The sequence below is a fragment of the Methylibium sp. genome, assembly GCF_965279545.1.
Classification (GTDB): domain Bacteria; phylum Pseudomonadota; class Gammaproteobacteria; order Burkholderiales; family Burkholderiaceae_C; genus Methylibium.
On the sequence record NZ_OZ257250.1, the window covers coordinates 1,018,996 to 1,041,522 of the forward strand.

Consider the following 22,527-nt stretch of genomic DNA (forward strand, 5'->3'; position numbering starts at 1 on the left):
GATGGCAGGACGCATGACTGGACGAACGGTGGTCATCACCGGGGGTGGAGCGGGCATCGGGCTGACGACGGCGCGCCGGTTGATTCAGGAGGGGGCGGCAGTGGCGCTGCTCGACCTGGACGGAGCGGTCGCTGAACGTGCGGCTGAAGAACTGCGCAAGGAGGGCGGCAAAGCCTTCGGCGTGGCGGCCGACGTCACCGACGCGCAAAGCCTGGATCGTGCCGTGGCTGCTGCGGTCGATGCGCTCGGGACCATCGACGGGTTGTTCAACAACGCGGGCATTGCCGGGTTCGGCACGGTCCACGAGAGCACCGTCGAAAGCTGGCATCGCATCTGGGACGTGAATGTGACGGGCACGTTCCTCGCGTCGCGCGCCGTGCTGCCGCAGATGATCGCCAAGGGCCGCGGCGCAATCGTCAATGTTGGCTCGGTGGCCGGCATGGTCGGCATCCCCGGCATGGCGGCCTACTGCGCAGCCAAAGGCGCGATCGTCAATCTGACGCGTCAGATGGCCATCGACTATTCGAAGCTGGGGGTGAGAGTCAATTGCGTGTCCCCCGGAACGATCGCGGAAACGGCGATGGGCAAGTCGCTGCTGGGAAGCGACACGAGCGAGGAAACCATGAACAAGCGGCTCGCAAAGTATCCGATCGGCCGCTTCGGCAAGCCGGGCGAGATCGCCGAAGCGGTTGTCTTCCTCCTCTCCGATGCGGCCAGCTTCTGCGTCGGATCGAACCTGGCCGTGGATGGTGGGATGACATCGGCATGAGCGCGGTATTTGCCCAGCGCGACAAACGGGCCAGTCTGGCCGAACTTGCCACGCATGTGAAGGACGGTGACTGCGTGGTGGTTGGAGGCGGTTTGTCGTCGCGCGAGCCCATGGCTCTTCTACGCGAGCTCATCCGGGCTGGACGCCGTGGCCTGAAGGTCGTGGGGTCGGCGCATGGTATCGACATCGACTTGATGTGCGGCGCAGGCGCCGTAGCGCGGTCGGCTGAGAGCTACGTCGGGTTCGAGCAGGACTTCGGCATGGCGCCCAACTATCGGCGCGGCTGCGAATCTGGCGCGATCGAGGTCGACGACAGTTGTTGCTATACGGTCGTGCAGCAGTTGCGTGCAGCCGCCTACGGCTTGCCGTTTCTCCCCGTGAGGTCCGTGAGAGGCACGAGCTTCGAGGGCATGCACCCGGAGTACAAGCGGATCTCCTGCCCCTTCACCGGCGAGGAACTGATCTTGGTTCCCGCCTTGCAGCCGGACGTTGCACTGATCCACGCCCAGTACGGTGACGCACATGGGAATCTGCGCATCGAGGGGCCGCCGGTCGCTGACATCCTCGCGGCCCGCGCCTCCAAGAAGGTCGTCGCGACCGTAGAACGCATCGTCTCGAACGACGAGCTGCGTGCACTTGGAGGCGCGAACGTTCCCTACTTCTATGTCGTGGCCATCGCTGAAGTTCCGTTCGGAGCACATCCCACCGCGTGCTATCCGATGTACGCCTACGACCGCCCTCATACGGCGACCTACTACGCCGCTGCAAGCGCGGGGCCGCAGGACTTCAAGACCCGATACCTGGATCCGTTTGTGTACGGGTGCCCAGACCACCACGACTATCTGGAGCGCATCGGTGGCAGCGCGCTTCGATCGCGTCTCGGCTCGTGGGGCGAAGGCACGGAGTCTTGGATGAACCTCTACCGCGAGGAGTCCGCATGAACAAGACTTGCAGTGTTGGGGAGGTGATGATCTTCAATCTCGCGAGTACCGTCGGGAATGGGGATCTCGTCTTTCATGGTTTCGGGTCACCCCTGGTTCAGCTGGCGCTTCATCTTGCCAAACGAACGCATGCACCCGAGTTGGTCTTCGTGGCGGGCGCGACCTATGGCCTGAACCCGGAACTCACCTTCCTCACGCCGACATCGAACGACTGGGCCCTCGACCGCGGTGCCGAGTGCGCCATCGACATCGAGGAACTCTTTGACCTGGCCGCGTCAGGCCGAATGAGCCGGATGTTCCTTTCCGGCCTGCAGATCGATCGCTGGGGCAACGCCAACGTGACGCGACTCGGTGAAGACCGTCTGCGCCTCAAGCTTCCGGGCGGTGGCGGCGGCTGCAACTTGTCTTGCGATGCGGACAACTTCACCCTGTGGACACCGGCCCATCGCGGCCCCGTCGGCAAGGACGGCAAGCGGATGCTCCGCCTTGTGGAGCAGTGCGATTTCGTCACGACACTCGGGCACAAGGCAGTCGACGGCCGTTCCCGCCGCGAACTTGGCCACCGTGGCGCCGGCCCCGACACGCTTCTCACCGAACTCGGTCTGTTCGACTTTGACAGCGACGGTCATGCGCGGCTCAGAGCCGTCTTCCCGGACACGGAACTTCAGGACATCGAGGCCAATACGGGTTTCCCGCTGAGGCTCGCCGAGCGTCTGGAGCCGATGCCACTGCCCGACGCGGAAAGTGTCGCGTTGATCCGCAGGCTCGACCCACTCGGCGTCCACCGCAAAGAACTCCGGGCGGCCGACCTCGAACGTCGCTTCTCGGTTGCGTCACTCTGATTGCGGAGTCGCCGATGCCTGCTTCCGTCCTGGCCATGCGACACCAGCGCAATGTGGTGCCCTTGCCCTACCGGCAGGTCAGCGTGCAGCCCTACGCCGGGCCGATGACGGAAGCGGCCCTGCGCGCCCATCTGCTCGGCCGCGAGGCCTACCGGCGGACCAACTTCATCGTTCTGCACCGCGGCGAGGTCGCGCGCAGCGACCTCGCCGTCGTGGCGATTGCACGCGAGGACGACGAGCGCCTGTTCTCGCCGATCATCGATGTCGAGGTCCTGGCACTGCCCGATACCTGCGTGTTCGCGAAGGACCCGGCGACAGACTGCGCCAACCGATCGGCGCTGGCATCGCTTGCCCACCATCGCGGTGTTGGATCGGATCGCACGCTGGTGGTGTGGGGCAAGTACGACCACATCAACTTCATCCACCAGCCCGACCCCATCGTCCTGCGCATCGTCGAGGTCGCGCCGCCCGAGCCGGCCAAGCTGTTCGATCTCGTCCAGCACGTACTGAGTTATGCCGACCTGCCCCCGATACGCGTCGAACTCGAGCGCATCGACATCGTCGACCTCGCTCGGCGGCATAGCGCCAAAGAGTACCTGGTGCCATGCCGGTCGGGAGGACTCGATTCACTGAACGCACCAGTGAGCTATCTCGACGAGCGACCTCCGCAGCGGCGCGACTGGGTGCTCGTCGGCTGCGAGCGAAGCCTGCAGTTCCATCGTCACTACTACGGCGACGAGCCGCCGCGGGTCGAAATGTGTCCGAGGCGCATTGCGGGCTCACGCGATGAATTGACGATGGTCAAGTGCTGCCTGCTCGAGTTCGAAATCGAGCGCGATGGAAAGGTCATGACGGTGCCTTGGGGTACCGACCTCGCGATGGTCGAGCGCGCCCTGGGACAACTGACGAGGGAGGTAGGCGATGCTCGATAGTCACTGGCGCCACCTCGCGGCCATACACGAACTGCACCAGCAACGCAGCATCGCGCCGCGTGGCTGCGGTCCGACGATGGTGATCGATACCGGGCTCGGGGCCGCGGCGACGCAAGACATCCTGGAAGTGGCCGGTGAGTACATCGATATATGGAAGCTGAGCTTCGGCACTTCGGTCTTCGTGCGGCCGGCCGTGCTCGAGCGGAAGCTGGAACTCATGAAGGCCCGAAAGATCATGTCCTGCCCCGGCGGGACACTCTTCGAAGCGGCCGTCTTGCAGCATCCGTGCCGGTCCTTCATGAAGGATGCAGCCGACATCGGGTTCGATGCCGTTGAGATATCCGATGGCACCATCGACTTGTCGCCATTTCGTCGCAGGCACGCGATCGATTGTGCGCTCGAAGCCGGGCTCATCGCAATCACAGAGGTCGGCAAGAAGGATCCGGCGATGCAGCCACCGATCGCCGAGTTGGCCCGGCAAGCCCAGCGAGATCTCGATTGGGGGGCCCGCTGGGTCATCGTCGAAGGCCGCGAGTCGGGAGTTGGCGTCGGCATCTTCGACGCGTGCGGCAATGTTGCAGCCGGCGACGTCGAAACCTTTGCCAGCATTCTTGGCGGCCGGCAGGACCGCGTCATCTGGGAGGCCCCGCTCAAGCACCAGCAGGCCGATCTGATCGCGCGCTTCGGCGTCAACGTCGGGCTCGGCAACATTGCCCCGGAAGGGGTGCTGGCACTGGAGGCCCTGCGTCTGGGCCTGCGCTTCGAAACCCTCAAGCCCATTGCCGACGCGCTGAGGGTGTCCGGACGGTGTGCGTCCGACCAGATCGAGGCGGTCTTGATCGGTGACGCGATCGACGGACGTGCCAGCCTGTCGCGTTCACTTCACGCCTTTGCCACAGCCTGCCCGAGGAGCGCCGCGAATGGCAAGTGCTGAGCACCCCATCGCCATGGCACCCGACGCCCAAAGGCTGCGGGTGTTCGAGGTCGGTGCCCGGCTCGCCAGCGCGCCCGGTGCCGAACTGGTGGCAAGCGCGTTCGCGGAGGAATTGCGCCAGCAGACGGTGCTTGCCGAGGCCATCGGCTGCGTCGACCTCGCCTATGTGCTGGCGCTCGTCGAGCAAGGCAAGGTACCGCGCGGCGCCGGCCGCGAACTGCTCGCGGCATTGCTGGAACTGCACGAGCGTCCCCAGGCACTCGTGCTCGACCCTTCGCTTGGCGACCTGTACACGAACCGCGAGCACTGGCTCGACGCCCGAACGGCGGCATCGGGCTGGCTGGGCACCGGCCGGGCGCGCAGGGAAGCAACGACGTCGGCCTTCCACCTTGTGGTCTGCGAGCATCTGCTGGCGCTGTCGGGTGCACTCGTCGCCCTGGGCCTCGAAGTCGTCGCTTGCGCGGGCGCGCATCAGGACGTTCTGGTGGCCGACTACACCTACCTGCAGGCCGGGCAGCCGACCACCTTCGGTCACTATCTGCTCGGCTTCGTCGGGCCTGTGCTTCGCGACATCGGGCGCGTGCAGTCGTTTCACGCCGGATTCAACCTGAGCCCGGCAGGTTGCGGCAGCACCAACGGCTCGCCGCTGGCGCCTGACCGGGCACGCATCGCGGCGCTGCTGGGCTTCGACGGCCTCGTGACCCACACGCGCGATGCCATGTGGCAGGCCGACGGTCCGATCGAAGGCATGGCCGTGGTCGTGTCCACGCTGGTCAACCTGGATCGGCTGGGCGAGGACTTGATGGTCCTGGCGAGCGTCGAATTCGGTGTCGTCGCGTTGGGTGACGCGCAGTCGCGCGCCAGCAAGATCATGCCGCAGAAGAAGAATCCGTTCGCGCTGGCCTACATCCGTGCCGCGGCCAACCAGGCGATCGGTCAGCAGGCGGCGCTGGCGGCGTCCGGCCGCACGCCCACCGGCCAGATGGACAACCGCCTGTTCGCCTATGGCGAACTGCCGCGCGCCTTGGCATTGGCGAGCGGTGCCGCCGGACTGATGCGCGCGACGCTCGCCGGCCTCACGGTGTCGCGCGAGAACGCGGCACGCACGCTGGATCGCAGCTTCGCACTGGCCACCGATCTGGCCGAAGCGCTGGTGCACCACGCTGACCTCGACTATCGCTGCGCGCACCGCGTGGTCGGCCGGCTGGCGCGCCTGCTGCACGACACGAACAGGACGCCGGCGTCGCTGACGCCTGCCGATGTCGCGGCGGCTGCCGAATCGACTCTCGGTCGGCCGGTCGTGATCGGGCGGGGCGATCTCGCTGGCGCACTCGATGCGCGCGCGGCCATCGAAGCGCGCCGCTGCGTCGGCGCGGCCTCCGAGGCCTCGATGTCGAGCATGCTCGCGGGGTTCGCCGAGCAACTGTCCCGGGCAGCGTCCTGGACGCAGGCCGCCACCGCGGGCGCGAGCCGTGCACGCACGGAACTAGTCGCGGCGGTTCGAAACGTGCTCGCGCAGGCATGATGGCCGCCTCGACAATGATCGACTCGGTGGTCTTCGGTGGGCTGTGGAGCCACCGGGCGATCAAAGCCTTGTTCGAGGAAGACCGGCGAACCTGCGCCTGGCTCGAAATCATCGCCGTGCTCGCCGAGGTCCAGGTCGAGTTCGAGGTGATTCCGTCGACCGCGGGGAAGGCGATCGCGACGTGCTGCCGCACGATCGACGTGAGCGCCGAATTCCTCGATGAGGTCCGACAGGGCCGCGAAGCGAGCGGCCATTCGATGCAAGGGCTGATCCGTGCGGTCCAGGTGCGGCTCGCACCGAGCGACGCGCAGTGGGTCTACGCCGGCGCCACCGTACAAGACGTCACGGACACCTGGCTGATGATGGCGCTGAGCGACGCTCGCAGGATCATCGAGGAAGGTCTGCGTTGCGTCGGGCAGGCCTTGGCAACACTGGCGCGCCGGCATCGCGATACGCCCATGGCCGGGCGCACGCACGGCCAGCAGGGCTTGCCGATCACCTTCGGCTTCAAGGTCGCAGTATGGCTGGCGGAGGTCCAGCGCCACGACCAACGACTGGCCGAGATCGCCTCACGAATGGGCATGGCGCAGCTGGCCGGCGGTGTTGGCAGCATGTCGTCCCTGGGTGAACGCGGTCTCGAACTGCAGCGTCGGTTTGCCGAGCGGCTGGGCCTGTCGGCGCCTCGCGTGTCCTGGGTTTGCAGTCGCGACGTGTTGGCCGAGTGGTGCGGCTTGCTCGCGATGATCACCGCGACGGCCGACCGCATCGGGCACGAGGTCTACAACCTGCAGCGCAGCGAGATCGCTGAAGTGCGCGAGGGCTTCGTCGCCGGCGCCGTCGGCAGCATCACGATGCCGCATAAACGCAATCCCGAAATCGCCGAGCATCTTGGAACCCTGGCACGCCTCGTGCGCCACCTCGCGGCTGCGGTGAGCGAAAGCCTGGTGCATGACCACGAGCGTGACGGCCGTGCATGGAAGACCGAGTGGCACGCGGTGCCGGAGGTGACGATGATGGCGGGCCGCGCGGTCGAGCTGCTCGCGCAGATGCTGTCGGGCCTCGAAGTCGACGCGGGGCGCATGCTCTCGAATCTGCGGGCCTTCGGCGGGGTCGTGATTTCGGAGGCGGTGATGCTGGCGTTGGCGCCGCGCATCGGCCGCGATGCGGCACACCGCCTGATGCACGAACTCTCGCTGACGGCAAGCGCCAGTGGCCTCGCGTTGACCGAGGCGGTACGGAACGATCGACGAATCACCTCGTGGCTCGACGCCGCCGAGGTGGAGGCCCTGCTCGACGTTGCCCGTCACACCGGGCGTTGTGTGGAGATGGTCGATCGCGTGTTGGCGGGGTCGACATGAATGCATCCGCCTTCGACCGGCTCGACGCATTGCCTCGTGATCGTTTGGGCCTGACCCCGACGCCCGTCAGCGCCGCGCCCGAGCTGGCACGCGCGCTCGGGCTGCGCGAGCTGTGGATCAAGCGCGACGAGCTGATTGGCTTCGGGCTCGGCGGCAACAAGGTGCGTGGTCTCGAACTCCTGCTCGCCGATGCCCGTGCCCAGTCTGCCGACACGCTGGTGACCGGAGCGGGCCCGCAGTCGAACCACGTGCGCGCTACGGCGGCGGCGGCGGCCTACGCCGGCATGGACGCGGTCGCCGTCTACTGGGGCAACGCGCCGCCGGCGATGCAGGGCAATCTGAAGTTGACGCACTGCCTCGGCGCCAAGATCCGGTTCACCGGCAGCCCCGACAGGGCGCAGGTCGACGAGGCGATCGAAGCCGTCGCCCATGAACTGCGAGCGGCCGGGCGACGTCCCTACACGATACCGCGAGGCGGTGCCTGCGCATTGGGCGTTCTCGGCCATGTGCTGGCGGCATACGAGCTGCATCGCCAGTGCGTGGCGATCGACCGCAGGCCCGGCACGATCGTGATGGCCGTCGGCTCGGGCGGCACGCTCGCCGGCTGGCTGCTGGGTACGGCGCTGCTCGGCGCGAATTGGCGCGTCGAGGGTGTGACGGTGAGCCGGCCGGCCGCCGAGGTACGCGGTCGCGTCGTCCAACTCGCCGCCGAGGCGGCAGCGCTGCTGGATCTGCCGCCCCGGGTGGAAAAGGCCGACGTCGTCGTTCACGATGGATTCATCGGCGCCGGTTATGGCGTGCCGAGCGCGGCCGGCGACGCCGCGATCGTGAAAGCGGCGCGCGTCCAGGGCCTGTTTCTCGACCCCACCTACACCGGCAAGGCGTTCGCCGGCCTTTGTTCGCTGGCCGAGCTCGGCCGCATCGACGATCGCGCACCAGTGGTGTTCATTCACACGGGCGGCGAGCCGGCGCTCTTCGCCAACGGATCGACGGGGCTGAGCCAATGAGCGATTGGGGAACCGCAGCGTTCGCGCCACGGCGCATCGCCTTGTTCGGCGCGTCGGCCGAGGCGGGCAAGGTGGGCCGGGTGCTGTTCGAGAACCTCCTGGCGAACGAGTTCGCGGAGGTGGTGCCGATCCATCCCAGCGCCAGGGAAGTGCTGGGCCGCGTTGCGTACCCGAGCGTCACCGACGTGCGGGCGCCGGTCGACCTGGCTGTCGTCGTGACCCCGAGCACAACGATTCTCGGCATCATCGAAGACTGCGCGAGGGCGCAAGTGGCCGCCGCGATCGTGCTCAGCGGCGGATTCGCCGAAGTCGGCAATGCCGGAGCCGAGTTGGAGGCGAACCTCGCTCGCACGGCGCGAGCGTCCAGGGTCCGCCTCATCGGACCGAACTGTTTCGGATTGATCGATGCGCATCGCGGGCTGAACGCGTCGATGGCCATGGGGTTGCCGATGGCTGGCGGCGTTTCCTTGTTCACGCAGAGCGGCTCCTACGGCATGGCGGCGTTCTCACGATCGAAAGAAGGGGCGATCGGGTTTGCCAAGGTGCTGTCGGCCGGCAACAAGGCCGACGTGAACGAGGTGGATGCGGTCCACTACTTCGGTGAGGACCCGAACACGCGCGTCATTGCGCTGGTTCTCGAATCGCTGGCCGACGGACCCGGTCTCGTGGCCGCGCTGCGGCAGGTCAGTGCCAGGAAACCGGTCGTGATTCTGAAGACGGGCCGCAGCCGCGCCGGCCAGCGGGCCGCGGCCAGTCATACGGCAGCCTTGGCGCAGGATTTCGCCGTCACGCGCGCGGTGCTGCGGCAGGCCGGCGCCATCCTCGTCGACGACGGGCTGACGCTTTTCGATGTCGCGGCGGCACTCGATCGACAGCCTCCATTGAGGGGCCGCCGCGTCGCGATCATCAGCAACTCGGGCGGCACAGGGGTCGAGCTTGCAGACTTGTGCGAAGCCGCGGGTCTCGAGGTTCCCGCCCTGTCCCCGGGATTGCGCGAGACGATCGCTTCGCACTTGCCGGCGCACGGCTCGGCGGCCAACCCCATCGATGTGACGACCGCCTGGCAACGATTCCCGGAAATGTACGGACAGAGTGTTCGTGCCCTGATGGCGAGCGACGAGGTCGATGCCGTGATCCCCGTGCTGTTGCAGCGCTCGGCACTGGACGAAGGCGTCGTCGAAGCCGTGATCGCTCAATCGAAGGCCGCAAAGGCGATGGAGCTGGACAAGCCGGTGCATGTCTGCTGGGCCGCACCGAGCGAAGGCGAAACCTTGCGCCAGAAGCTGCTTGCCAACGGGGTGCCCTGTCATGACTGGGCAGCGCGTACGGTCCGCGTGTTGGCGCACTGCCGAACAACCGCCCCCGACACGCCGCCGGATGTCGATGGGCCATGGCCCGCTCCGCCCGGTGCCCCGGACGGGGGCTGGCTCGAGCCCGAACTGCTGCTCCCGCTTCTCGCCTCCTGGGGGTTGCCGCTGGCTCCATGGCGGCTGGTCGCCGACGCGCGCTCGGCGGCGGACGCGGCTTCGGCCGTCGGATATCCCGTCGTTCTCAAGGCTGTCCGCAAAGACCTGGTTCACAAGACCGAAGCGGGGGCGGTTCGCCTCGGGCTGGTGGACGCGAAGGGCATCACCGACGCGTTCGTCGACTTCGACCGCCGGCTCGGCCCCGGGCCCGCCCTGCTGCAGCACCAGGCCGACTGTGGCGTGGAGTTGATGCTTGGTGCGGTACGCGACCCGACCTTTGGTCCCGTCCTGGTCTGTGGACTCGGTGGCATCTGGACCGAGTTGATAGGCGACGTGTCGATGCGCATGTGTCCGATCGACGCGACCGAGGCCGGGCGCGCTTTGGACGAACTGCACGGTGGTGCCTTGCTGGACGGATTGCGCGGCGCCGAGCCGGTGGATCGCAAAGGTCTTGCCGACTTGATGTCCAAGGTATCGATGTGTGTGGCACGTGCGCCATGGTGCCGTGAATTTGATCTGAACCCGGTCATCGCGACCGGAAACCGTTTTGTCATCGTTGACGCGCGCATGCGCATAGAAAGGCTCGAGAAATGAAGACTGCCAACCCCGGCGCGGCGCTGACTGCCGCGACCGACCCGACTTCCGAAGTGGCAAGCATCGTTGCGCGGGCTCGCGACGCCCAGCGGCAGATCGACAACTACACCCAGGAGCAGGTCGACCAGCTTGTTCTCGCCGTCGGCTGGAGCATCGTCAAGAACAGGGAAGCGCTTGCGCGCCTCGCGGTCGACGAGGGTGGCTTCGGCAACTACGAGTCGAAGGTCCTGAAGATTCGCAACCGTGTCACCGGAACGATCGCCGACATGGCGGGGCAGCGAACTGTGGGTGTCGTCGAGGAACTGCCGGAGAAGGGAATCGTCAAGATTGCCAAGCCGGTCGGCGTCATCGCCGCGCTGATCCCGACCACCGGCCCCGATGCGACGCCGCCGGTCAATGCCCTGTCGGCCTTGAAAGCGCGCAATGCGATCGTCATTGCACCGCATCCGCGCACGGCACGAACGTCAGCGCTGGCGGTGGAACTCATGCGCAAAGGCTGCGAACAGGTCGGAGCGCCGGCCGACCTGATCCAAATCGTCGAGCGCCCGTCGATCGCCAAGACGGGAGAGCTGATGAAGCAGGTCGACCTGGTTGTCGCAACTGGTGGCCAGGCGATGGTCAAGGCGGCCTACAGTTCCGGGACGCCGGCCTACGGTGTGGGCGTCGGCAACTCCGTGCACGTCGTCGACGATAGTGCAGACCTAGATGATGCCGCAGGCACGATTGCCCGAGGAAAGGTCTTCGACTTCGCGACCAGCTGCCTGGCACACAACTCGATTGTCGCGGACGTCTCGATCTACTCGAGCCTCGTCGAGAAGCTGGTGGCACGCGGTGGACACGTCCTGGCGCCGGCCGAGAAGGAACGCTTGAGCCGGGTGATGTGGCCGCAGCCTGACCAGCACATCCCCTCCCTGGACGTGATTGCCAAGTCGGCGAAGCACATCGCCGGCCTGGCCGAGATCGAGCTGCCCGATGGCAAGAGCTTCCTGATCGTCGAGGAAGACGGTGTCGGACCGAGCCACCCATTCTCGGGGGAGAAGCTTTCGGTGGTGCTCACCCTGTATCGCTATGGCGCGGGTTCGATCGACGATGCCATCGACCTGGTCAACGCCATCACAGACTATCAGGGGCTTGGCCATACCTGCGGCATCCACACAGCGAACGACGCGCATGTCGAAGCACTGGCGATGCGGACGCGAACCGCACGAGTGATGGTCAATCAAGACTTGAACGAAGGCGCGGGCAGCCCGCGCAACGGCATGCCGTACACGCTCTCCCTGTCCTGCGGCACCTGGGGCGGGAACATCACCACCGAGAACGTCAACGTTCGCCACTTCATGAACCTCACTTGGGTATCGAGGCTCGTGGATCCGAAGGGGGTGCCCCCCACCGACGAATCTCTGTTCGCAGGGCATTGGGCGAAACATGGCAAGTGAACTCGTGCTGCGGGCCCGGCCCGAGCGCCATGTCTTTCCTTGTCGGATGGCGGGGGTGCGCACATCCCCGCGGTGTTTCAGAGAGATTGGGGTGCCCTGATGTCTTCAGACAGATTGATCGTGATCGGTGGCGTGGCAGCGGGAACCAAGGCAGCGGCCACCGCGCGCCGGCGAAACCCCGCTGCAAGCGTCGTCGTGCTGCAGGACGAGGCCGAGGTTGCGTATTCGGCCTGCGGCATGCCTTATCACCTCGCCGAGGGTGATGAAATCCCGCGCAGAAAGCTGATTGCCAGAATGCCCGAGGCCTTCCGGGCCGACGGCATCGACATGCGAACGCGCCACCGCGTCGAGGAGATCGATGCGAAGCGCGCGATCGTCACCGTGCGCGATCTGGAGGCGGGCCGCACCTACACCGAGTCCTATGACCAGTTGCTGATCGCGACCGGCGCACAGGCATCGGCGTTGAAAGCATCCGTGTCGCCGACGGCGCCGCCGATTGTCCAGTTGCGCACCCTTGCGGACGCCGATCGCATCGCGAACATGTTGGTCGGTGTTCGCAAGCTCGTCGTGCTGGGCGGCGGCTACATCGGACTCGAGATGGCCGAGACCGCGAGGAAACTCGGCCTGGACGTCGCCGTCGTGGAGATGGCCGAGCACGTGATCCCGACCTTCGACGAAGCCGTTTCGCAGGTGGTCGAAGAGGAACTGCGACGAAACAACGTCCAACTGTTCACTGGGTCGCGGGTTGTCGAGCTCGACGGCGGCCAGGTGGTCCTCGACAACGGTGACCGCATTGCGGCTGACTTGGTCCTGGTCGCGACCGGTGTGCGGCCATCGACGGCGCTGGCAGCCGCCGCGGGCGTCAAACTCGGTGCAACCGGGGCGATTGCAGTCTCGCCCCGGATGTCAACCAACGTCCAACGCATCTACGCCGCCGGAGACTGCGCGGAATCACGCCATGTCGTCAGCGATCGCCCGGTGTGGATGCCGCTCGGCGACGTGGCCAACCGGCATGGCCGGGTCGCGGGCGTCAACATGGCCGGAGGGGACGCCACCTTTCCAGGGGTTCTCGGTACTGCCATCTTTCGCGTCTTCGATCTCGCCGTGGCCAGAACCGGCCTCGGCCATGCCGACGCTTCGGCAGCTGGCCTGTTCCCCGTTTCCGGAATGATTCAGGCCCCGAGCCGTGCCCGCTACATGCGCGGGTCGACGACAGTGCAGATCCACCTGACCGTGCACGAGCAATCGGGGCAACTTCTCGGGTGCCAGGTCGTCGGCTCGGACGCCGTCGACAAGACCATCGATACCGTTGCAGCCGCCATTTGGGGGAAGTTGACGGCAAGCGACCTGCTCGATCTGGATCTGGCCTATGCCCCGCCGTTTTCTCCGGTCTTCGCTCCGGTGCAGGTCGCGGGGGAAGTACTCGGCAAGGCGGTGCGCGCCATGCGCGTTGAACTCGACGCGGCCGTGATGCGGTGCATGTTCTGAACCCCAGGAGAAAACGTGAACAGAACGGCACGTCTGGTATCGATCGCTCTGGCGCTCGCGGGGCTGGCGATCTCACACAACGCGATGGCGCTCGAGAAGGTTCGCACCTACACGCAGACCAACTATCCGGGCTTCGTCCAGTTCGCGGCCAAGGAACTCGGCTTGTTTGCCAAGCACGGGATCGATCCCGAACTGCGCTTCTTCCCGAGTGGTGCGCCGATCGTGCAGGCGGCCGCCGCAAAGGAGTGGGACATCGCGTTCCTCGGTGCACCGCCTGCGGTGATCGGCTCATCGACACTCGGCATGGTCACCATCGGCATGATCTACAACGAGTCGGCCCAGCACATGCTGATCGGTCGCCCGAGCTACGTCACGGCCGCCCTTGCCAATCCGGGATCGCTGAAGGGCGCCAAGATCTTCGTGACCACTCTGTCTACCGGCCACTTCATGACCGAGGCATGCCTGCGCAAGCTCGGCATCGGCGTGAACGACGTGTCGATCATTCCCAGCGACCAGACCGCGTCGGTGTCGGCTTTTGCCACCGGACAAGGTGACCTGGTGCAGGCATGGCCTCCATACACGGCCGCGCTGCTGGAACGCGGCAACCAGGTGCTGTGCGACGGCGCTCAGGCTGGAGCCAAGATCGCCACCGTGTGGGTGAGCACCAGGGCGTTCGCCGCAAAGCGTCCCGACCTCGTCGTCAAGTGGCTGCAGGCCAACGGCGAGGCGGTTGACTGGATCAGGCAAGACAGCGCGAGAACCACGGAGATGTATCGCCGTTTCATGGCGTTCGCGGGGCAGACCTCCAGCGAGGAGACGCTTGAGAAGACCGTGCGCTCCGTGATGACCGCCGAGCCGCTGAAAGAGCAAGTCAAGTACATGACTGCGAGCGACGGCAGCAACTCGTTCATGGCCGACATGTACGAAAGCATAGGACTTTTCTTCGTGCGCAACGGCCGCCTGAAAGAGGTGCCGGACTTCCGTCCGTTCATCGATGCTTCGTTCCTGCAAAGAGCCATTCGGCAGCCATGATTGCCGTGCCCAACTTGATGCGGACTGGGGTGATGCGCCTTGCCGACGCGCCGGCAGTCGCCGCCGTTGTCGCGAACGAGCCGCTGGGTGGTGTGCGGTTCGACAAGGTCAGCATGCGGTTCCCCGGGTCGGGGAGGGCTCAGACGGGCACGGTGGCGGTCGGTGATTTCACGCTCGACGTCGGGGCCAGCGAGTTCTTGGTCATCGTCGGGCCGTCGGGTTGTGGCAAGAGCACGATCTTGTCGATGGCGGCCGGTCTGACGGAACCAACGTCGGGTGCGGTCCTGCTGGATGGTTCGAGGATTCGTGGGCCGGGGCCGGACAAGGCCGTCGTGTTTCAGGGCTTTTCGCTGTTTCCCTGGAAGACCGTTGTCGAGAACATCGAGTTCGGTCTGGTGCTGAACGGCGTGCCGGCGGCAGAGCGGGCGCGCCGCGTTGACTACTACCTGCCGATCACCGGACTGAAGGGATTCGAGCACCACTACCCGCGACAGTTGTCCGGCGGCATGCAGCAACGGGTGGCGATCGCACGAAGCCTGGTTCTCCGGCCCCGGCTGCTACTGATGGACGAACCGTTCGCCGCACTCGATGCGCAGAACAGGACGGTCATGCAGGAGGAACTGGTCCGGGTGTGGTCGGAGTACCGGCCGACGGTGATCTTCGTGACCCACAGCGTCGAAGAAGCCGTGTTTCTGGCCGACCGAGTCGTGGTCATGTCGCGCCGGCCGGGGCGCATCAAGCGGGTGATCGACGTCAGGGCCACCACCGGCTCCGAACATTGGCGCGAAGCGCCGCTCGATCAAGTGCAGCGCCGAAGCGACTTCCAGAATCTTCGCGCCGAGGTCTGGAGTCTGATCCGCGATGACATCGTCGTCGAATAGCGCGCTGCGCACGCGCCTCGTGCGGCTTGGTCGCGGCTGGGCGGCCATGGCTGCCCTATTGGCAGCGTGGTGGACGTCGACACAGCTCGGCCTGGTCAGTCCGTTCATCCTGCCATCCCCCGTGGCCGTCATGGACGCCCTGCAGCGCTTGAGCGCGGGCTATCTCGGTTCGACGCTTGCCGCTCATCTGCTGGCGAGCCTTTCGGTGGTGCTGACGGGCTACCTCGCTGCGGTGTCGATCGGGGTGACGCTCGGCGTCGCGATGGCGTGGCTGAAGCCGCTTGATGCCATCTTCGGGCCGCTGATCAGCCTTCTGCGACCTATTCCGCCGCCGGCGTGGATACCGCTGTCGATCCTGTGGTTGGGGATCGGGTTGCCAGCCAAGGCCTTCGTGGTTTTCGTCTCGGCGGTCACGCCCTGTCTGATCAATGCCTATGTGGCCGTGAAGCAGTTGCCGCCAGAACTGAACAACGCAGCGCGCACGCTCGGTGCGAGCCGACGCGACCTCCTGCTTCGAGTTGCGGTGCCCTCGGGCCTTCCGATGATCGTCAATGGAATGCGAATCGCATTGAGCACGGCGTGGGCGACCGTCGTTGCGGCCGAACTCGTGGTGGCCACGGCGGGTTTCGGCTTCGTGATCATGAGCGGCTACCGCAACTTCGAGGCCGACGTCATGGCCGCCGGGATCGTCGCGATCGCGCTGACCGGCTTCGTGATGGATCTGCTCTTCCAACGCGTGGAAAGACATGTATTCGACTGGTGCGACCACAGCTGACGAACGCGCGGCGGCCGAGGACGACATGTCTTCCCGGGCTCCGGCTGCGCCATGGTCCAGGCTGGGGCCACTGGCGTGGCTGTGCTGTTGGGTCGGCATTTGGTGGGCGGTGGTTGCCAGTGCCGACGTGTCGCCCGACTTTCTGCCGTCGCCTTGGCAGGTCGTGCAGAAGATCGCCTGGCTTGCTCAGAGCGAGAACCGCATCGGCGATGGGACCTTGTGGGTTCATGCAGGCTGGAGCGTCCTGCGATTCCTGTCGGGCTTCTTGCTGGCGCTGGTGGTCGGCGTGCCGCTGGGTCTTGTCATGGGTCGATCGCGCCTCGTCGGGGATCTGCTGGACCCGCTGTTCAACACCTTGCGCAACGTGCCTCCAATCGCGTGGGCACCGTTCGCGCTGCTGTGGTTCGGCGCGAGCTTCGGTTCGCAGACATTCGTCATCTTCACGGCAGCTTTCCCGCCCATCCTGATGAACTCTCACCGGGGCATTCGGCTCGTCGACGACGGGCTCATCAAGGCGGCGCGAATGCTGGGAGCGAAACCGGCCGCCGTGCTGTTTCGAGTGGCGCTACCAGCCGCCCTGCCTCTCGTGGTCGCCGGCGCAAGGATCGGTGTCGCGAACGGGTGGCTGGCCCTCGTCGGCGCCGAGATTGTCGCGGGGCCTGGCGCGCTGACGGGTTTGGGATTTCTGGTCTTGGTCGGCCAGCAGAACCTGCAAGCGGTCTTCTCGATCAGTGCAATGGTGGTGATTGGCCTGTTGGGTGCCGCGTTCGACAACGCGATGGTGCGCCTCGAGCGCACGCTCAGCAAACGTTGAACCCGGCCGGGACCCAATGCAATTCCAGGTGCCTCGATGACGATGATCGTTCTTTCCATCGCTACGTTCTGCTCGACCTTGGGCGGCGGGATGGTCGCGCTCAGGTTCCACGATCGACCGCATTACCTGCTCAGCTTTACGGCCGGTGTCCTGCTGGGTGTCGTCAGCTTCGAGGTGATCCCGGAGATCTTCGAGCTCTCGCAACGCCACGCTGATCGGGTTGACTGCGCTGGGCTCGACATTTGTCTTCGTATCGACCCGCCCAGTCGCATAGACCGGATGGCCACTGTCGGCCCCATTGGGTTTTCACTCTCACCTTAGGAAGGAAACGGTATGGACAGGAGCGCATCCGGGGGAGGGGTGATGGACGTTCGCGACGAACACTGGAGCATCGAGGAGTGGGGTCACAAGATCGAAGAGATCTATGACGACCCGAACGGACCTGCACTGTTCAACATCGACAAGAACGATCAGCGCGAGTACGACGCGATCTACATCGGCGGCGGCGCGAGCGGTCGGTTCGGCTCTGCCTACCTGCGCGCCATGGGGGGGCGCCAGTTGATCATCGACGCATGGCCGTTTCTCGGCGGTTCATGCCCGCACAACGCCTGCGTGCCGCACCATGTGTTCTCCGACTGCGCGGCCGAACTGATGCTTCAGCGCACCTTCGGCGGCACGCTCTGGTTCCAGAACATGGACGGCGTGCGCACCTCGATCAAGGACGTGGTCGACCTGTTCAGGCGTGGGCGCACCGGTCCGCACGCCATGATGAACTACCAGAGCAAGGAGCAGCTCGACCTCGAGTACATCCTCAATGCCAAGGCCACGATCGTCGACGCCCACACGGTGGAGGTGGCGGGGCGGCGCTTCAAGGCCAAGAACCTGATCCTTGCGGTCGGCGCCCGTCCGCAAGTGCTCGATGTACCTGGCAAGGATCTCAAGGGTGTCTACACGAACGTGAATCTCGTGGAGACGCTGGACTACGAGCCCTCAGATACGGTCGTCGTGATCGGCGGCAGCAAGACCGCAGTCGAGTACGGCTGCTTCTTCAATGCCACCGGACGGCGCACCATCATGGTTGTCCGCTCGAAATGCCTGAAGTTGATTCCGGACCTCGAGACCCGAGGCTATGTGCTGGACAGGATGAAGGAACAGGGGATGGAGATCTGGGAGGGCGCCGAACTCCAGAGCATCGAGTCCGACGGCGAGGGCAACGTCAAGGGTGTCACGATCAAAACTCCGAACGGCATCGAAAAGCTTGCCACCGATTTCGTCTTCATGGGGCTGGGCGAGACGCCGAATTCCGAGATGGCCGTCAACGCGCTGGGCGTCGAGGTCGGGCCCAAGAACGAGATCATCGTCAATTCGCGCCTGCAGACCTCGGTACCGAACGTCTATGCGGTGGGCGACCTGATCGGCGCGCCGATGGAGATGTTCAAGGCCCGCAAGAGCGGTGTCTATGCCGCGCGCAACGTGATGGGCCTCGAGGCGCACTACGAACCAAAGGACTTCCCCGACTTCCTGCACACCCACTACGAAGTGAGCTGGCTGGGCCTCGGCGAAGAAGAGGCGCGAGAGAAGTACAAGAACGTCGTCATCATAAAGATGCCGCCGAACAATCCGAACGGCCTGAACATCGGCTTGCCGGCCGGGGACCGGGTGATGCTGTACGCCATGGCCAAGCCGCACATGTCGGGCTTTCAAAAGCTGGTCATCGATGGCGACACCCGGCGCATCGTCGGTGCGCACCATGTGGGCTACGGAGCCAAGGACGCGTTCCAGTACCTGAACGTCCTGGTGAAGCAGGGCCTGACGGTTGACCAACTCGGCGAAATGGACGAGTTGTTCCTCAACCCAAGCCACTTCATCCAGTTGTCCCGCCTGCGTGCGGGCAGCGAGCGCCTGGTCGGGCTCTGACAATGAATCAGCGGGTCGTCATCGTCACCGGCGCTGCGTCAGGCAATGGCTTGGCCATCGCGTCGCGGCAGCTGGCGGCCGGCGACTTCGTTGTTGCGTTTGATCTCTCGGCGCAGTGCCTCGCCGAGTGCGAAGCCGGGAACTGGGCGGCCCATCGCGGCGCCGTGCTCGCGGTCGCCGGGGACGTGTCGAACGAAGCCGACATCCAGCGTCTCGTCGACCAGGCCTTGAGCGTACACGGGCGGATCGACGTCCTGATCAACAACGCGGGAATCACCGGCAGCCAGGCGGCCACCGATGTCCACACGACTTCGGTCGAGGAATTCGATCGCGTGATGGCGATCAACGTGCGCGGCGTCTTTCTGGGCTGTCGCGCCGTTCTGCCTCACATGCTCGGGCGCCGCGCGGGCGTCATCCTGAATATCGCTTCGGTCGCAAGTTTCGTCGCGTTCCCGAAGCGGGCCGCATACACGACGTCCAAGGGCGCCGTGGTGCAGTTGACCCGTTCGATTGCAGTCGACTATGCCCGGTCTGGGATTCGCTGCAACGCACTGTGTCCCGGGATGATCGAGACGCCGATGACGCAGTGGCGTCTCGACCAGCCGGATCTGAGAGCTCAGGTGTTGTCGCGCATCCCGCAGAACGAAATCGGGACGCCCGGTGACGTCGCTGCAGCGGCCGAATTTCTCGTGAGCGACAACGCTCGCTACGTGAACGGCGCGGCGTTGGTGATGGACGGAGGGCTAACGGCAGCCTAGGTCCGTTTCGCATGAACTGATGCGATGACAGGCAAGAGAAGCGGCGTCGCTCTCGAGCGCAAGACAAGAGGAGACAAGATGAACCAGATTTGCCATCGAGCTTGTCGACCTGGCCTCCACTGCGGCGGCAAGGTACTGTTCGACTTGGGCACAGGATCCATCGCGCCCACAGTCTGTACGCGGCGATGCTGCGCGCATGGAATTCATACTCAATCGCGGCGCAGTTCCTTGAACGGCCGTGAGGCAGTAGTACCGAGCGTTTGCCAGCGATTGCAGCGTCACGTCGCCCCCTCGGCGACTCCACGTTGGTACGCGATGTACGCGCCGATTCCGATCGCGGCGTGGGTCGGTGCGAAGGGGTCTGCTCATGCAGGTCGTTGACCGGCATGAGCGGCACAGCCAGCCTGATGCCGGTGCCATGAGCCAAATGCCAATGAACGGGCCGAGAGCCGAGCATGCTCTCACTGTGCAGCGGCTGCGTGTGCCGTCCTTGTCGAATGACGATCGAATCGTGGTGGTCGTCGCACCTGCCGGCTACGGGAAAACCACGCTTGCTGCGTCGTGGTTTCGATCCAGCTGTGGCGGCGAATGCGCTACATGGATCACGGTGAACGAGGCCTGGCGCGATTCAACCTACTTTGTGCAGGCACTGCTTCGTTCGGCGAATCTCGCGGGAGACCCCGTGGATCCCCTCGAGGGTGAAGCGACGTTCGATGACGCGTTGAACAGGCTGGTGTCGAAGCTGGAGAGCCGCCCGGAGAGGTCGAACCTGTTCTTCGACGATGTGCATGTGTTGCGCGGTTCGGAGAGCGCGACTTACATGGCCCGCCTGCTGACGAAGGCGCCTCGCAACACACGACTGGTGTTGTGCGGGCGCAATGCGATGGGGTTGGATCTGTCAGCCGTCACCACGCGTGGCCTCGTACGCTGGGTGACACAAGAGCAGCTTGCCTTCGAGCCCGATGACGTGCGGGGACTGGCCTGCATACGAGGTCGTGCCATCGACGAGGAAAGCGTTGACCGCGTGCTGGAGATCACTGAAGGCTGGCCGGCGCTGGTTCAGCTTGCGCTGTCCATTCCCAGCACCTACCTCGCGGGTGGCGAAGGCGGTTTTCTGCTGGAGGGGATGGTCTACGAGCAGTTCTTCAAAGACGCGACTGCGAACCGACGCCAGGCCTTTGTGGCGATGGCGGCAGCCCACGAGTTCACTGCGGGGATGTTGAAGGCGCTCGAGGTGCCGAACGTTGCGGCGGCCATTGACGAAGGGGAGCAACTGGGGATCGTGCGGCGCCGCGGACAAGTAGCCGGCGAGGGTCGCTACGTCCTGCATTCATTGGTGGCAGAAGCGTTGCTTCGGTCGGCCCGCGGACGAAGCCCGGCGGTCGACGCATTTCGCTCGCGCTGTGCGGCCTGGTGGGAGGCTCAAGGGGATTGCTATCGCGCCGTGCGGTTGATGGTGTTGGCCAACGATGTCCCACGGGCGCGTCAGTTCCTGCGCGATCATGCGTCGGCTTTCATCGAGCGGCAGGGCAAGCACGAAGCCTTTCTTGCCCTGTTGGCGCAGCTCGAGTCCCGTGAACCCGAGCTCGGCAGCCTGACGCTCCACGCGGCGTGGGCGAACACCTTCCTGCTCCAGGCCGCTGAAGCTGAACGCTGGCTATCTCGAACCGATCTTTGGTTGGCAACCGATGAAGGGGCTGCCGAATCCGCGCCGAGGGCACGACGCACGACGGCGGCCCAGCGGGCGCTGCTTGCCGTACTTCGCGACGATCCGGCGATGAGCTTGACCTGTGCGGACTGCTGGCTCTGTGCCGAGCACGACGACACGGACGCCGACTGTTTCGAAAGGGGCGTCGTGCATGCGGCCATGGCATGGGGGAAGAAGTGCCAAAGCGAATTCTTCGATGCCATCGCGCACTTGCGCACCGCGCAGGATCAGTTCGAACTTGCGCGCTCGCCCTATGGGCTGACGTGGGTGCGGGTGGTCAACCTGGCGGCGCTGATCAAGGCCGGCCGCTATCGCGAAGCGCTGGCGGCAAGCACTTCGGCACTCGAGGAAAGCGAGTACCACGGCGCCGGGGGACACAACGCGGCGCTTCACGCAATGCGTGCGCTGGTCCTGTTGGAGCGCGACGAGCGCGCTCAGGCGCGCCTCGAGATCGAGGCCGCCTTGCCGCTGCTGCCGACCCAGGGGGTGGTCGATGGGCTGGTTCCGGGCTACCTGGTTGCTGCGCGGCTGCAGGCGGCGGACGGCGACGTGGCGGGGGCGCTGGACCTGCTGGCTGAAGGCGAGCGGGTCGGCGAGGTGCGTGGCTTCGAGCGATTGCAGATTGCGATGGGGGGCGAACGGGCGCTGCTGCTGATGCGCCATGACGATGCGGCAACCGCGCAACGCCTGTTGGAGAACCTGGGGCTGACGCCCGCAGCGGCGCAAGCCGGCATCCGGCGCGACCGCGCGGAGCGCCTCTGGGCGCGGTTGCATCTGGTACATGGCCGGCCCGAGCGGACGCTGGAGCTGACAGCAGCGGCCATCGCGCGCGCGCGCCACGGCGATCAGCAGCACAAGCTCACCGAGCTGCTGGTGCTGCACGCCGTGGCCTTGTCTCGCTGTGGCGAAGCTGCCGGTGCGCGCGCGGCCATCGTCGAGAGCCTGCGCATCGCCGCCTTGCACGGCTACATGCGACTGTTCCTCGACGAAGGGCCCGAGTTGATCGCCCTGCTGCGCACGATGGTGCTGCAGCCGCAGGCGTCGACACCGGCGCTGGCGCACGCCCGGTGCATTCTCGCGTCGTCGTCCGCTGGGCCTGACGCCAAGGCCTTCGTCGAACTGCGTCCGACCGAGCGCGAACTGCAGTTGCTGGCCATGCTGGCCCACGGCCTGTCGAATGTCGAGATCGCCGATCGCTTGGCAGTAACCGAAGGCACTGTGAAATGGCATTTGCACAATCTCTACGGAAAACTGGGTGTGCGCAACCGCACTGGAGCGTTGCGTGAAGCCAAGTCGCGCGGCCTTCTCGCGGCCTGAACGGTCGCCGCGGCGCCGCTGCGTCCGGTGGGC

19 protein-coding genes are annotated in these 22,527 nt (G+C 65.6%); all 19 read left to right on the plus strand.

The window, feature by feature from the left end; translation table 11 throughout:
* Nucleotide 1: 1 nt before the first annotated feature.
* The 19 genes from ACQY9S_RS04740 (at nt 2) to ACQY9S_RS04830 (ending at nt 22,494) form a co-directional block, all read left to right on the plus strand.
* Nucleotides 2-769: an SDR family NAD(P)-dependent oxidoreductase gene (locus ACQY9S_RS04740; protein WP_428423418.1), complete on the plus strand. Its 768-nt coding sequence runs from the start codon at nt 2-4 to the stop codon at nt 767-769.
* Nucleotides 766-1,710 carry a CoA transferase subunit A gene (locus tag ACQY9S_RS04745; RefSeq protein WP_428423420.1) on the plus strand — a complete coding sequence of 315 codons (945 nt, stop codon included), beginning with the start codon at nt 766-768 and terminating at the stop codon, nt 1,708-1,710. The genes ACQY9S_RS04740 and ACQY9S_RS04745 overlap by 4 nt, the downstream gene beginning before the upstream one ends.
* Nucleotides 1,707-2,552: a CoA-transferase subunit beta gene (locus ACQY9S_RS04750; protein WP_428423422.1), complete on the plus strand. Its 846-nt coding sequence runs from the start codon at nt 1,707-1,709 to the stop codon at nt 2,550-2,552. The genes ACQY9S_RS04745 and ACQY9S_RS04750 overlap by 4 nt, the downstream gene beginning before the upstream one ends.
* Nucleotides 2,553-2,566: 14 nt before the next feature.
* Complete coding sequence (locus ACQY9S_RS04755) at nt 2,567-3,484, plus strand: DUF7714 family protein (RefSeq protein WP_428423424.1); 918 nt, start codon at nt 2,567-2,569, stop codon at nt 3,482-3,484.
* On the plus strand, nt 3,474-4,418 hold the full coding sequence (locus tag ACQY9S_RS04760; protein ID WP_428423426.1) for a phosphosulfolactate synthase: 945 nt from the start codon (nt 3,474-3,476) through the stop codon (nt 4,416-4,418). The genes ACQY9S_RS04755 and ACQY9S_RS04760 overlap by 11 nt, the downstream gene beginning before the upstream one ends.
* A 13-nt stretch (nt 4,419-4,431) precedes the next feature.
* Entirely contained in the window at nt 4,432-5,943 is a 1,512-nt protein-coding gene (locus ACQY9S_RS04765; protein ID WP_428423428.1) for a lyase family protein, read from the plus strand.
* Nucleotides 5,943-7,301, plus strand: coding sequence for a class-II fumarase/aspartase family protein (locus ACQY9S_RS04770; protein ID WP_428423430.1), 1,359 nt, complete (start codon nt 5,943-5,945; stop codon nt 7,299-7,301). The genes ACQY9S_RS04765 and ACQY9S_RS04770 overlap by 1 nt, the downstream gene beginning before the upstream one ends.
* Nucleotides 7,298-8,308 (plus strand): 1-aminocyclopropane-1-carboxylate deaminase/D-cysteine desulfhydrase, encoded by a 1,011-nt coding sequence (locus ACQY9S_RS04775; protein WP_428423432.1) that lies wholly within the window; start codon nt 7,298-7,300, stop codon nt 8,306-8,308. Before ACQY9S_RS04770 ends, ACQY9S_RS04775 begins: the two co-directional genes overlap by 4 nt.
* The gene (locus ACQY9S_RS04780) at nt 8,305-10,368 is read left to right on the plus strand and encodes an acetate--CoA ligase family protein (protein WP_428423434.1); all 2,064 of its coding nucleotides are present in this window, start codon (nt 8,305-8,307) and stop codon (nt 10,366-10,368) included. Before ACQY9S_RS04775 ends, ACQY9S_RS04780 begins: the two co-directional genes overlap by 4 nt.
* Nucleotides 10,365-11,804 carry an aldehyde dehydrogenase family protein gene (locus ACQY9S_RS04785; RefSeq protein ID WP_428423436.1) on the plus strand — a complete coding sequence of 480 codons (1,440 nt, stop codon included), beginning with the start codon at nt 10,365-10,367 and terminating at the stop codon, nt 11,802-11,804. The genes ACQY9S_RS04780 and ACQY9S_RS04785 overlap by 4 nt, the downstream gene beginning before the upstream one ends.
* A 99-nt stretch (nt 11,805-11,903) precedes the next feature.
* Nucleotides 11,904-13,292 carry an FAD-dependent oxidoreductase gene (locus ACQY9S_RS04790; protein WP_428423438.1) on the plus strand — a complete coding sequence of 463 codons (1,389 nt, stop codon included), beginning with the start codon at nt 11,904-11,906 and terminating at the stop codon, nt 13,290-13,292.
* Nucleotides 13,293-13,307: 15 nt separating this feature from the next.
* Nucleotides 13,308-14,324 carry an ABC transporter substrate-binding protein gene (locus ACQY9S_RS04795; RefSeq protein ID WP_428423440.1) on the plus strand — a complete coding sequence of 339 codons (1,017 nt, stop codon included), beginning with the start codon at nt 13,308-13,310 and terminating at the stop codon, nt 14,322-14,324.
* The gene (locus ACQY9S_RS04800) at nt 14,321-15,205 is read left to right on the plus strand and encodes an ABC transporter ATP-binding protein (RefSeq protein ID WP_428423442.1); all 885 of its coding nucleotides are present in this window, start codon (nt 14,321-14,323) and stop codon (nt 15,203-15,205) included. The genes ACQY9S_RS04795 and ACQY9S_RS04800 overlap by 4 nt, the downstream gene beginning before the upstream one ends.
* A complete protein-coding gene (locus ACQY9S_RS04805) occupies nt 15,186-15,980 on the plus strand; it encodes an ABC transporter permease (protein ID WP_428423444.1) in 795 nt (264 codons plus the stop codon). Before ACQY9S_RS04800 ends, ACQY9S_RS04805 begins: the two co-directional genes overlap by 20 nt.
* Before the next feature lie 163 nt (nt 15,981-16,143).
* Complete coding sequence (locus ACQY9S_RS04810) at nt 16,144-16,794, plus strand: ABC transporter permease (RefSeq protein ID WP_428423446.1); 651 nt, start codon at nt 16,144-16,146, stop codon at nt 16,792-16,794.
* A gap of 36 nt (nt 16,795-16,830) precedes the next feature.
* Nucleotides 16,831-17,115, plus strand: coding sequence for a hypothetical protein (locus ACQY9S_RS04815; protein ID WP_428423448.1), 285 nt, complete (start codon nt 16,831-16,833; stop codon nt 17,113-17,115).
* 42 nt (nt 17,116-17,157) lie between these two features.
* Nucleotides 17,158-18,711 (plus strand): FAD-dependent oxidoreductase, encoded by a 1,554-nt coding sequence (locus ACQY9S_RS04820; RefSeq protein WP_428423450.1) that lies wholly within the window; start codon nt 17,158-17,160, stop codon nt 18,709-18,711.
* A 2-nt stretch (nt 18,712-18,713) separates the two neighbouring features.
* A complete protein-coding gene (locus tag ACQY9S_RS04825) occupies nt 18,714-19,469 on the plus strand; it encodes an SDR family NAD(P)-dependent oxidoreductase (RefSeq protein ID WP_428423452.1) in 756 nt (251 codons plus the stop codon).
* 367 nt (nt 19,470-19,836) lie between these two features.
* The gene (locus ACQY9S_RS04830) at nt 19,837-22,494 is read left to right on the plus strand and encodes a LuxR C-terminal-related transcriptional regulator (RefSeq protein WP_428423454.1); all 2,658 of its coding nucleotides are present in this window, start codon (nt 19,837-19,839) and stop codon (nt 22,492-22,494) included.
* Nucleotides 22,495-22,527 lie beyond the last annotated feature (33 nt).